The sequence below is a fragment of the Geomicrobium sp. JCM 19039 genome (assembly GCF_000698145.1).
Lineage (GTDB): Bacteria > Bacillota > Bacilli > Bacillales > Marinococcaceae > Geomicrobium_A.
The window spans coordinates 170,684-183,721 of the sequence record NZ_BAXB01000006.1 but is presented as its reverse complement, the minus strand read 5'-3'; the positions used below and the strand labels follow the sequence as shown (position 1 = coordinate 183,721).

Here is a 13,038-nt window from a genome sequence, read left to right as displayed (position 1 = left end):
CTTCCTCTACCTGCAAGCCAATATTCACTTCATACGACATGATCATTCTTCCTCTCATCATAATCCCTTTTGAATTATTATAGGTTTCAAATTGCAATCTTAAAGAAATCTTAAGCATTCCTCGACGAATTCCTCTTCTTTCCGCCACATTTTTTATTTCCCGGGCAATTTTCGACAGCGCCTTTTTTTCTTTACTAGGGATAAGAGAACATGCTTTTCAAACTCGTACACATACGATGTACTGTATCCTTTTCAGAAAGGAGTGTGCTCAATATGAGACAACCTTATCATTTGTGGAACCTACGAGAGATTTTATTCGCTCACAATGTCATGACGGTGGCTTTTCTCACCAACCTCCATTTCGCATCGTCATTAATAACAACCTAATTAATGGTCCTGGTACAGTCACTCAGCCCGTGCAGCAACAACCTTTACCATTATTCTAAAACATCTTACGCCAATGGCATTGATCATTGGGCGTAACTTTACTTACGTAGCTTCTGTATGACCATCCACGCCCTGAATGACGCGATCATAAATCAGCAATAATCGTTCGTCATGTGTAACGAGCAATGCCGCTTTTTTTCGCGTTTTCACTTGCTAACTTAGTTGCTCAATGACTTGGTGCCCGCGCTTAGTATCGACTCGCCGTAGGCTCGTCAGCTAGAATAAGATCAGGCTCGTTCATCCACGCTCTCGCAATTGCCACCCTCTGCTTTTCTCCGCCTGATAAGCTTGACGGGAACATATGGAGACGATGGCGTGGTTCGCGCCGAACCGAATCCGACGGGGCCGACAGGTTGCTCGCTTATCGGCATTGAATCTGCGCTCCAGTTGGAACAAACTGCGCGCAAGTTTAGCGAAATGAGCGCCTAAATCGTTAAACTAAGCAAACTTGCGCGCAAAAAGGCAGTCCGCACCAGGCGATCCCTCCCAACCAACGCCCAACAGCGCAAATCAGGAAAATCTTACGTTCATTCTATATAGATCGCCCGATAACACCGCCGTTCCCCCTATGCTTCGTTTTTGATAACCGTACGTCAACCCTGTTTATTCATCTAAACCTCAAGTGCGAGCAACGATCGGCACCGGAGGTGCCGAAGGTGAACCGAATGCTCTTCGGCATAGCCCATGCTGACGTCTCGTTCGCTTATGTAATCAAAAAGGGTAGTGGAGCTTTTTACGCCGAGCGTATGAAAACGAGGTTCTGTGCAAGTACACTCTGAAGAAACAGTGAATTTCTTTAGGGCAACATAGGTAAATTACCCTACAAAAAAAGCTGCTGAGCATACACTCAGACAGCAGGTAGGTTATCGCTTAGTTGTTACTATCGTCTTCTTCGTCATCATCTTCAGCGTCGTCTTCTTCGTCATAGTCGCCGCTTTCATCATTGTCGTCGTAGCCGTCTAAGTCATCGTCTGATTGTTCATCGGCATCTGTGTCGTCTTCATTGGCAATTTCGTCCAATTCATCTTCGATGTCTTCAAACTCTTGGCTTTCTTCTGGTTCGGGTGCTTGGAAAGTGTTCCCAAGGTCTTCGTCCGTTTTATCCACGGGATACCACTCTTTTAGCCCCCAATGATTGTTTCCAAGATGAACGAACCGGCCATCTATATTCAAGGTTGTAAATAACTTGGTGCGACGATCATCGAGGTCTTTACTCGGAATCTGCTTTAATTCTGAAACTTGAGTAAAGAAATTAGCAAACTCTGCTGGGCCATTCTTTTCTTTAATCAAACGATACGTAATCTCGACAGCAGACATTTCCGTAATCTCTTCACGGCTAAGCTCTTTAATGGTCAATGCAACCTACACCCTTTCGTAAGCGGCTCGCTTTCGATCTGCAAAGCGGCGTGCATACCTACCATTATAAACATAAACACAAGCTTTATGCTATAAAAATCCCTTTCTTTTATTTCTTTCGTTTACTGATGGGTACGTATGCTTCTCATCACGTCTTGCAATTGTAATTCTGTATACTCTTCTAACGAGAAATTCTTACGAAGTGCCCACCGGCGAAACGTCCACATATAGCCTTTTGTCATGATGTTTTCTGACAGCAATTGAATCTCTTGATCGCTTGCAATGATCTCTCCTCGTTCACGACAATCAACGATGACGTTCCGAATATCGTCGGTCATGCTCCGATCTCGGTCCAATACATACGTTAGTGCATCTTTTGGTAACGATTTTGACTCTTGATACATGACCAACACTTCATCTTGCATTTCATCCATAACTTGAATAAGGCTACGAATTAAGTGTTTAAAGCGTTCGATGCCTGGGCTACTTTCTTCTAGCAATTCATTAAATCGCCCTTTTACTCCATCATGCACAGCGTCGCACACGAGATAGAGGACGTCTTCTTTCGATCCGATGTATTCGTAAAGTGTGCCGATGCTAAACCAGATGCTTTTGCAATCTCTCGTGTTGTCGTTCGGTGAAACCCTTTTTCATGGAACAATTGGACAGCGGCTTTAACCATCTGTTCTCGACGTTTTTTTATTAACACTTCATCTTTTACCATCGCTGGTACGTGACGTTTCATCCTGTGGTCACCCCTTTAACAAGCCTTTACTAATAACCACCTTTTGAATCTCATTCGTTCCTTCATAAATTTGTGTGATTTTCGCATCACGCATGTACCGTTCAACTGGATATTCTCGTGTGTAGCCATACCCACCGAATACTTGAACCGCTTCAGTTGTCACTTCCATTGCCGCATCTCCGGCGTATAGTTTGGAGATTGCCGATGCGTGTCCGTAAGGTTGATTGTTCTCTTCGAGCCAAGCGGCTTGATACGTGAGCAAGCGTGCTGCTTCTACTTTAGCAGCCATCTCTGCTAACTTAAACGAAATGCCTTGATTCGTAGCAATCGGTTTGCCAAATTGCTTACGCTCCTTTGCATATTGGACAGCTGCGTCCAGTGCCCCTTGAGCAATGCCCACCGCTTGAGCAGCAATTCCATTTCTGCCTCCATCGAGCGTTTGCATTGCAACCTTAAAGCCAGCCCCCACGTCACCAAGCACGTTCGCTTTCGGCACACGACATTGATCAAACCGCACCTCTGTCGTTGGTGATGAGCGAATGCCGAGCTTTTCTTCTTTTTTACCGACCGAAAAGCCGGCAAACGATTGTTCAACGATAAACGCCGTCACACCACCATGACCGTCCGCCGATTCCGTTTTGGCGAACACAATATACACATCGGCAACGCCACCATTCGTAATGAAAATCTTTGATCCGTTCAACACGTAATCGTCTCCATCAAGAACGGCGGCAGTTTTCATTGAAGCAACGTCAGAGCCTGCTCCAGGTTCTGTTAGCGCATATGCACCGATGAATTTCCCTTCTGCAAGGGGTTTTAAATACTTTTCCTTTTGTTCTTCATTACCAAATTTATGAATCGGCCAGCTTGCTAATGATAAATGGGCAGACAGCGTAACCCCCGTACTCGCACACACTCGGGACAACTCCTCAACCGCAAGCACATAGCTCACATATCCGCTACCGGCACCGCCTTCCTCTTCAGGCCAAGGCAAACCCGTCAGGCCAAGCTCTGCCATCTTCGTAAAAATTTCACGATCAAAGCGCTCTTCATGGTCACGAATTGCCGCTGTAGGTTCAACTTCTTGTTTAGCAAAATCCCGTACCATTTTTCGGATCATTTGTTGTTCGTCTGTTAGTTGGAAGTTCACGCTTTATCACCCTTTGTTCATCAGCTGCTTACTGATGACCATTTTTTGTATTTCACTTGTGCCTTCATAAATCTCACACACTTTGGCATCACGGAAATATCGCTCAATTTCATATTCTTTCGTATAACCGTAACCACCAAATACTTGCACCGCTTGTTGCGAGACTTCAACTGCCGCCTTTGACGCAATCAACTTGGCAATCGACGCTTCTTTCACGCAAGGCACACCTGACTGCTCTAGATGTGCGGCTTGGTAGACGAGACACTTCGCTGCTTCGACTTCTGTTGCCATCTCCGCAAGCTTAAAGGAGATTCCTTGGTTTCTGGCAATACTCGCGCCAAACTGTTTTCGTTCATTCGCATACCGTACAGCTCGTTGGAGCGCTCCTTCAGCAATGCCAAGGGCTTGAGCCGCAATGCCAATTCTTCCCGCATTAAGGTTCGCTAAAGCAACACGGTAGCCATCGTTTAACGCCCCGAGGAGATTCTCCTTCGGAACGATCATATTTTCAAAAATGAGCTCACTCGTATTCGTACCGTGCATCCCCATCTTTTCCTCTTTTTTGCCGACAATCAGCCCTTGTGAATCTGCATCAACGATAAACGCGCTAATGCCTCGGTTACCCGGCTCTTCGCCCGTACGTGCGAATACAATATACACGCCTGCAGCACCCGCATTTGTAATAAACGCCTTTGAGCCATTTAACACGTAATGGTCTCCTCGGTCGACCGCTGACGTTTTAAGAGACGCCGCATCTGAACCTGCACCAGGTTCAGTAAGCGCAAACGCACCAATTTTTTTGCCTCGTGCAAGGTCGGTCACATAGGCGTGCTTTTGCTCTTTCGTTCCGTACTTCACGATCGGGCCGGTTCCAACGGATGTGTGTACCGAAAGAATCACACCCGTTGACGCAGAAATCTTAGACAACTCATGAATCGTGGCGATGTAGGCAACAAAGCCCATTTCTGATCCACCATACTCCTCTGGGACCGGTATCCCCATCAAACCTAGCTCGCCCATTTGCTCCACAAGCCCATAAGGAAACTCGTCCTTTTCCATTGAAGGAACCCAAGACTGAACCTCGTTTTCAGCGAATTTTCGCACGACGTGTCGAAGCATCTCTTCTTGTTCATTCGGATTAAGATTCACAGCGTTACTTCCCTTCCAGTTAATCTGAGCGAGCGCTCAGTATTACATCAAACAAAGAGGAACCGGAACAACTACGCCCGGTCCTCTAGCCATCACACAGAAATCATCACAGCGTCACCTTGACCGCCGCCACTACAAATCGCAGCAACACCGATGCCTCCGCCACGTCTTCTCAGTTCGTACGCAAGTGTTAAAAGAATGCGGTTTCCACTCGCTCCAATCGGGTGACCGAGCGCAACAGCACCTCCGTTTACATTTACCTTTTCGGGGTCAATGTCAGCCAGTTTTTCACCGACAAGTGCCACGACTGAGAATGCTTCATTCATTTCAAATAAATCAATTTGATCTTTTGAAACACCTGTTTTCTCACATAGCTGATCAATGATGAGCCTGGGGTTTCAGGAAACCTTTTTGTTTCCACAGCAAGAGCTGTATGGCCGATGATCGTTGCAATTGGGGTCAGACCATCTTCTTTAGCCGCCTCTTCACTCATGACGACGAGCGCACTCGCACCATCATTGACACCCGGAGCATTGCCTGCGGTAATCGTTCCGTCTTTGCCAAAGACCGGCTTTAACTTTTGGAACCCTTCAAGTGTGGCATCTTTTCGAATCGCTTCGTCAACAGATACCGTCACGTCGCCTTTACGCGTTGATACCGTCACCGGGACAATTTCTTCTGCGAACACGCCGCGTTCTTCAGCTGCTGTAGCACGATTGTGACTGCGGAGCGCCCATTCGTCTTGAGACTGACGGCTAATGCCGAATTTCGTGGCGTTCTCATTGCCGTACACACCCATGTGCACCCCTTCGAACGAACAAGTGAGCCCATCGTGAATCATAAGGTCTTGAAGTGAAGCGTCTCCCATCTTTTGACCGGTACGCATTCCTTTCATGAAATGAGGTGCCCCACTCATCGACTCCATTCCTGCAGCAACGATGCGGGTTGCGTCCCCGCTACGAATAATCTGATCCGCTAGCGTCACACTTCTCATCCCTGAAGCGCACACTTTATTCACCGTTTCCGTCTTTACTTCCCAAGGAATGCCCGCTTGTCTTGCCGCTTGGCGTGAGGTGAGCTGACCTTGACCCCCTTGCAATACATGACCGACGATAACTTCATCTACGCGATTTGGGTCTGTCCCTGCCCGCCGCAGTGCCTCTCTCATCGCCTCGCCACCAAGTTCCATCGCAGTTAAACTCGACAACCCTCCACCTAAGCGGCCGAACGGGGTTCTCGCCCCGTCTACAATGACCGTCTTTGTCATCACAATCGCTCCTTCACATTTAAATCTATTACGCAGACTCTGTGACGTCTAATTTTACGCCAACAACCGAACGTTCAAGAATTTCAACAATGTCAAGGGTCTCAACAGACTCTTCAACTTCTTTATCTTTCGTACCGTCACTAAGCATCGTTAAGCAGTATGGACACGCACTCCCGATCATTGTTGGGTCAACGGCTAGCGCTTGCTCGGTACGGGATACGTTCACACGTTGTCCTGCTTCTTCTTCCATCCACATCATCCCGCCACCAGCACCACAGCACATGCCGTCTTCGCGATTTCGCTCCATCTCAACCACTTTAAGGCCTGGAATGGCACGTAAAATCTCTCTTGGTGGATCATACACGTCGTTGTAACGGCCTAAATAACAAGAATCATGATACGTAATCGTTTCATTTAACTCGTGCGTAGGCGTTAACTTTCCAGCTTGTAACAAATCAATGAGTAATTCAGTATGATGGTATACTTCGACATCTTCAAGACCAAACTCTGGATACTCATTTTTAAATATGTTGTACGCATGGGGATCAATCGTGACGATCTTTTTCACATCGTTCTTTTGGAATTCACTAATGTTTGCCGCTGCAAGCTCTTGGAACAAGAACTCGTTCCCGATACGTCTCGGCGTATCTCCAGAGTTCTTCTCTTTGTTTCCAAGGATCGCGAACTTCACGCCCGCTTCATTCATCAGCTTCGCAAACGATGCAGCAATCTTCTGGCTACGCTTATCATACGAACCCATCGACCCAACGAAAAACAGATATTCAAACGTCTCTTCACGTTTCTTCATTTCTTTTACAGTCGGAGCATCGATATCATCACGACCATCTCTCCAATTTTCTCGTTCTTTTCGGTTAATGCCCACGGGTTACCTTGACGTTCAATGTTCGTCATGGCCCGCTGTGCTTCTGGGTCCATTTTCCCTTCTGTCAGCACGAGATATCGGCGCATATCAATAATCTTATCAACATGTTCGTTCATGACTGGACACTGGTCTTCACAGTTTCGGCACGTCGTACATGCCCATAGTTCATCTTCAGTAATGACATCCCCAATGAGATTCACATCATATGAAGCCGCTGCTTCTTCACTACCTTGTGCAGCAAGTTGATTCGCTGTCGTATTGCCAAATGCAAATGCAGGTAACCACGGGCTTTGCGACGTAACTGCCGCACCTTTTTCTGTTAGGTGATCACGCATCTTTAGCAGTAAGTCATCGGTGAAAGAATCTTCCCGCTACCGGTTGCAGGACACATATTCGTACAACGTCCGCACTCTACACAAGCATACAAATCAAGCAATTGCTTCTGATCAAAATCTTCAATTTTCCCTTTACCAAACTCTTCTTTTGACTCATCTTCAAAGTCAATCGCCTCAAGCTTCCCGGTTTTGTGCGTCGGTCCAACCCACACATTTGCAGGCCCGGCAATTAAATGGGCGTGCTTGGATTGCGGAATGTACACGAGGAAAGTGAGCAAGAACAATAAGTGGAACCACCAGAACACGTAAAACAATGCTGTCGCTACATCGGCGCCAACAAACCCAAGTCCAGCTGCAATTGCTGAGGAAGCAGGCTCATAAACCGACCATACTGCCGATCCACCAGCAACCGCCTCCATTCCTTTCGTCATGAGCTTAAATACCATGACACCACTCAAGAGGATGAGGACGAGACCGGCTTTCCAGTTTCTCTTTAAGCGAACAATCTTCTCAATGTAGCGGCGATAAAACGCCCAAACCACACCGAAAAGAATTAAAAGTACGACAATTTCTTGTGAAAGCGTAAACAAAGGATACAGAGGTCCCAGAGGCAAACTACTGCCTGGGTTAATTCCCTTCCAAATCACATCAATGGCACTGAGCTGTACAATTAAAAAGCCATAAAAGAAAATCAGGTGAATGATACCACTTTTCTTATCTTTCAGTAATTTCTTTTGTCCAAAGACGTTTACAAGCACCGCTTGCCGACGTTCTTTTGACGTGAGAATGAACTTCGCTTCTTGACCAAGTTTAATAAATCCTATTCTCGTTTTTACGAGTTTTGCAAATAAGTAAACGGCGTACGCTGTGACCAGCAAGAAAGCGATTACATGAATCCAATGGAAAATCTCCATATGAGTACGCTCCTTTCCTACCCCTTTTTTGTCTATTACAAAGAGTATAACAAAAAAACACTGAACGACCATTCATTTTTTTCGTTGCTCATGAACAGACTCTTTGTCGGACATAATAACGTTAGAAAGGAGGCGCTACCGTGACCACCGCAATCTTATTGTCAATACTTATTATCGTTCTTCTCATCCTACTTCTTCTTATTCTTGATTTTCGTGGGGGTCGAGCTGATCATCATAAAAAGGCGACGACAGCGACCCGCACCAACGTCCGCTACGGGTATCCACAACTGATCGGCGATGGTCGCGCGTTCTTTGAGCAGTTAAAGACCGATATCGAATCAGCCTCACAAACCATCCATCTCTCTTTTTTTATATGGAAAGAACCCGGCATCGGTACAGAAGTGCTGAACTTACTAGAACGCCGAGCACGAGACGGTGTACAAGTGTGTATACTCGTTGACCGGCTGGGTTCGTCCATTTCCAAGTCCACCATTCAGCGCTTGCGACATTCTGGCGTTTATTTCTCATACATCCACGCCCCGAGATTTCCGTACTTGTTCTATAATCTTAACCGAAGATACCACCGAAAAATTGGGGTCATTGACCAAAAGATCGGTTATATCGGTGGTTTTAACGTTGGCCAAGAATATGTGAGCAAAGACCCGAAATACGGATTTTGGCGGGATCTTCACGTGCGTGTCGAAGGTCAAATCGTCGATGACCTCCAGCAGTTATTCTTAGATGACTGGTCGGGTGCAGGAGCCCCTACCCCTTTGCTCCCTCAAAAATCCATGCCACCCGGTAGTGGAGAGGGATTACAACTGCTATATAGTGAAGGAAAAGGGGTTGCCGATCATTTATACGACTGGCTCGCTACAGCCGAGCACTCTATTCGAATTGTGACACCGTACTATGTGCCCGGCAAAGCGCTGCAAGACCTGCTCATTGCAAAACAAAAAAACGGCGTCAACGTCACCGTCCTCATTCCTGCCATCGAAGACCATAACTTCGTCAAAGCCGCCGCCTACGCATACATTCCAAACCTGCTCGCCGCCGGTTGTGGAATATATCAATATGTGGAAGGCTTCTATCACGGCAAAGCAATCATCGTCGACAAAAGAACGGCTCTCGTCGGCTCAAGCAACTTTGACAAACGCAGCTTTCATCTTAATGATGAGCTTGACCTCTTTCTGCCCGGCAGTCCGTTCGTTCAACAACTCGTGCAAACCCTCGAAGACGACTTCGCTGGTGCACGTCAATTGACTAAAGCCGATGTCGGCAACCGCACACTGCTTGACCGAGCAAAAACCCGTATTGCCCGCTGGTTTTCGGAGTTTTTGTAGGGGCTATGCGAAATCGGTGTTTTACCACTAACTAGATCGCAGATTTTAAGCTATATAAGTTGAACGAAAGAAATTCACTGAATCCGGTGACCGAGATCGGTCTTTACAGGCAAACGCCCACCTATTGTCTGTTGAATTTCATCTCACTTCAACAACTTCGTTGCGGATCATTGTTCGTCACTGCAAGGATTGCGGATAACACGGAAAACGTTAGCCGAGGGGTAAAAAGGTGTGGTCTAGAGTCACCACCTGGCGCAAAGAATATTATGACCTGTCACTTATGTGACAATCCAGTCTTCAAACCGGGCACTTTCGGCCCTTAACGGTCACATATATCAAAATTTGTGACCGTTGACTCCGTTTATGTGCGGATCCACGTTTAAAATGATGATATTTCTTTCCCAAGTGTCACTTAAATGAATATATGGGGCATTTGGACTTCTTAATGCTAATGTTAAGAACTGATCAAGAAATAAAGGAAAACAAAAATATAACGAACAGAATAAAGTATAAGATCGACAATATAAGATTTGCAGTTTTACCCGCCAGATTTTCTTTTTCAGAATTAAATTCAATGAAAAACACTATACTTACAGCTAAAAGTAAAGGAAATAAAGGCAATTCAAGAGGAATGATGTCAAAGGTAGAAAGTATTCCGAATATGCAATATACTACTGTGGAAATCAGGAATGCATTCTAAATTACGGTGACCTCCTAACGATATGTACAGTTTAACATCTATTAACTTCTAAAAGTCGGGTTACGACATTAGATAATAGATGCGTATAATGACTTATGATCTATTATTCGCTTTTCTTTAGAATTGAAGGAATTTCATAACTGTCAGCCTTAATCTCCCAAAGTTTTCAAGCCACAAAAAATGACCACCTCCCAAACAATTCAATGAGTTAATTGCACAGCAAACGCTAAATATTGGAGGAATTCTTATGAAGTTAACTAAGTCAACAAGGAAAAGCTGTTCTGGAAGGCGAAGAGGGATGTTTACGCTGGTGGTGCCCACCTAGCCCCTCTTGCCGGAACAAGATCACGGAGCTTAATCGTTTTCGTTCCGCACAGCGCCCTCTCCGGCACAAAATCCGGGCTTAATCGTTTTCGTTCCGCACAGCGCCCCTCTCCGGTACAAAATCCGGGCTTAATCTTTTTCGTTCCGCACAGCGCCCTTCTCCGGTACAAGTTCACGGCGGGATTCCCGTTTGTTCCGTTTAAGGATGCCCCGCTGTCGAGCTGGATTCATAAAGATGATGTCAAAACTAAAGGAGATCGTCATTTGAGATATTATTCTTGGAAAAGTTACACATCGTTATTTTTAAGCATCGGGATGGTGGCGACACTTGTTACTCTTCCCTACGTAGCTGTCATCTGTTTTGAAGACTTCATTTTCATTGCCGCAATCCCTTTAATTTTTTTTTTTATCTATTCAAGTATCCTTAACGCCATATTAACAACACTAGTTTTCACGAACAAAAAAAGAAAAAAATCACGTTGCTTTCATATCAATTACGAACACCGTCACATGTGTGGCCATTGTTGTATTCGCTCTAATTCAGTAAAATTAATTGAACATTCAATCTAATATACTGTAATAACGAGGTGGATTCATGTTTGAAGATATTTCCCATTTTTTTTACATTTGCATCGTTTATCGTTTCCTTCATTGTTCTATTACTTGTTTTCCTAACGAAAAACCCTACTGTGCTTATCATTTCCGGGATCCTTTTATTGCTCTTTGGCGTCGCGACATTTTTTAGCTTTATCCTGTTTTCAGAACCTGAAAATTCTTTCGGGCTGGGGATCGCAGGGGTAGTAGTTTTGTGCGTAACCTCCGTAGTATCGGTCATTGTTATCGTTGTCGGTGCTATAAAAAAAATCAAATGAAGGTATACCAATAACCACAGAACAAAAAGCCGAGCGCTTCTCTTTAAGAAGTGCTCGGCTTTTATTTGAGCTACATCCGTAACTCTTGGTAAGCCTCAGGAATTTCATCGGATCGGTAGCGAATGACGGTCGGTCGACAAATGAGGACGACGAAGTTCTCGTCTTCAGGTCCGGAGTATTTTTTGGCGATTTTCTCTGACCAAACTTTTTGTTTGTCTGTTGGATCCGTGGCAACTTCGGCGGTTGCTTCAATTTCAACGAAGCGGTTGCCGTCTTCGTGTTCTTCATACCCCATTAAAATGTGCACGTGTGGGTTTTCTTCAATATCTTCAATTTTGTGTGCATGGGCATTGGTCGGGGTGTACAATGTGAGTCCTTCATGGTAAAACGTCATATAGCGGGCGTACGGGTGGTTCTCTTTGATTGTAGACAATACGCCGATGCGGTTTTCAGTGAGTACTTGATCAATCCGTTCTTTTAACTCTGTAAGCTCAGTCATCGATTGGCCTCCTCAGATGGTTGTCCTATTCGTACATTTCCCGATTTTTTACTGTTTTACTCGTCACAATCATCATATAATGGTAAAAATTGGAGGGTTGGATATGAAAAAGAAACGAAAAGCAAAAGGGATCGGCACAAACAGCACGCTCGGCCTCGCCATGCCGTCAGGACCTGCCAAGCGCCAGCAATTCGAAGAAGCGACGAGAACGCTTGAAAGTTATGGTTTCAAGACCGTTACTTCACGGCCGTTTAGAGAATACCCCGGTTATCTCGCCGGTTCAATTCGCGAACGGGTTGAAGAGTTGCACACATTATTCGTTGATCCTGAGGTCGATGCAATTCTCTGTTTACGTGGTGGCTACGGGAGTGCCTCACTTTTGCCGTTTCTCGATTATGACCTGATCGCAAAGCACCAGAAACTCTTTCTTGGTTACAGCGACATTACCGCTCTGCACATCGCCTTCACGCAACGGGCGAACATGGTCACCATGCATAGCCCGATGGCAACATCTGACCTGTTAGATGCAGACCGCTTTACAACCGATCGACTGTTACAAGCGATGAAAGCAGACGGATTTCCGAGCACACTCTTTAATCCGAGCAACTACCCGCTGAAAACCCTCTCTCATGGGACAGTTGAAGGGGAACTCGTCGGTGGCAACCTCTCTGTCATTGCAAGCCTCATGGGCACACCATTTGAGCTTGATACGAAAGGAAAAATACTTTTTTTAGAAGATGTGGATGAAGAACCGTATGCGATTGATCGGATGCTCACACAACTGTCGCTCGCCGGCAAACTTGATGAGGCCGTCGGCTTTGTGCTCGGTACGTGTAAAGATTGCGATTCCAAAGATTATCCTAACGGTGACACCGTCATAGACGTGTGTGATCGCATTCTTAGCCCTTACCAAAAGCCCACTCTCTATAATTTACAAGCGGGGCACGGCTCCCCTCAACTAACTTTGCCTCTTGGCGTTCGAGCAAGGTTGAATGCGACGAACAAAACGTTGCACATTATTGAATCCGCTGTCGTTTAGCGAAACGAATGAATG

At 45.7% G+C, this 13,038-nt stretch carries 6 protein-coding genes and 4 pseudogenes; 2 read left to right on the top strand and 8 right to left on the bottom strand.

Annotated features, from left to right (window positions below):
- Positions 1-489: 489 nt before the first annotated feature.
- The 7 genes and pseudogenes from JCM19039_RS26890 to JCM19039_RS08470 all read right to left on the bottom strand — a co-directional run.
- Positions 490-757 (bottom strand): annotated as a pseudogene (locus JCM19039_RS26890) (ATP-binding cassette domain-containing protein); the annotation flags it as partial.
- 560 nt (positions 758-1,317) lie between these two features.
- Positions 1,318-1,803 carry a DNA-directed RNA polymerase subunit delta gene (rpoE, locus tag JCM19039_RS08495; protein ID WP_042425942.1) on the bottom strand — a complete coding sequence of 162 codons (486 nt, stop codon included), beginning with the start codon at positions 1,801-1,803 and terminating at the stop codon, positions 1,318-1,320.
- Positions 1,804-1,925: 122 nt separating this feature from the next.
- Positions 1,926-2,548, bottom strand: a pseudogene (locus JCM19039_RS08490) (TetR/AcrR family transcriptional regulator).
- A gap of 7 nt (positions 2,549-2,555) precedes the next feature.
- Positions 2,556-3,698, bottom strand: coding sequence for an acyl-CoA dehydrogenase (locus tag JCM19039_RS08485; RefSeq protein ID WP_042425939.1), 1,143 nt, complete (start codon positions 3,696-3,698; stop codon positions 2,556-2,558).
- A gap of 6 nt (positions 3,699-3,704) precedes the next feature.
- Positions 3,705-4,847 (bottom strand): acyl-CoA dehydrogenase, encoded by a 1,143-nt coding sequence (locus tag JCM19039_RS08480; RefSeq protein WP_042425936.1) that lies wholly within the window; start codon positions 4,845-4,847, stop codon positions 3,705-3,707.
- A gap of 92 nt (positions 4,848-4,939) precedes the next feature.
- A pseudogene (locus JCM19039_RS08475) lies at positions 4,940-6,114 on the bottom strand (acetyl-CoA C-acetyltransferase).
- Between the two features lie 28 nt (positions 6,115-6,142).
- Positions 6,143-8,246 (bottom strand): annotated as a pseudogene (locus JCM19039_RS08470) ((Fe-S)-binding protein).
- A gap of 140 nt (positions 8,247-8,386) precedes the next feature.
- On the opposite strand from JCM19039_RS08470, the gene JCM19039_RS08465 reads away from it, so the two are divergent.
- On the top strand, positions 8,387-9,589 hold the full coding sequence (locus JCM19039_RS08465) for a phosphatidylserine/phosphatidylglycerophosphate/cardiolipin synthase family protein (protein ID WP_052398625.1): 1,203 nt from the start codon (positions 8,387-8,389) through the stop codon (positions 9,587-9,589).
- Between the two features lie 1,966 nt (positions 9,590-11,555).
- Here JCM19039_RS08465 and JCM19039_RS08450 read toward each other — a convergent pair.
- Entirely contained in the window at positions 11,556-11,984 is a 429-nt protein-coding gene (locus tag JCM19039_RS08450) for a pyridoxamine 5'-phosphate oxidase family protein (protein WP_042425926.1), read from the bottom strand.
- A gap of 103 nt (positions 11,985-12,087) precedes the next feature.
- On the opposite strand from JCM19039_RS08450, the gene JCM19039_RS08445 reads away from it, so the two are divergent.
- Positions 12,088-13,023: an LD-carboxypeptidase gene (locus tag JCM19039_RS08445; RefSeq protein WP_042425922.1), complete on the top strand. Its 936-nt coding sequence runs from the start codon at positions 12,088-12,090 to the stop codon at positions 13,021-13,023.
- The last annotated feature ends 15 nt before the right edge of the window (positions 13,024-13,038 follow it).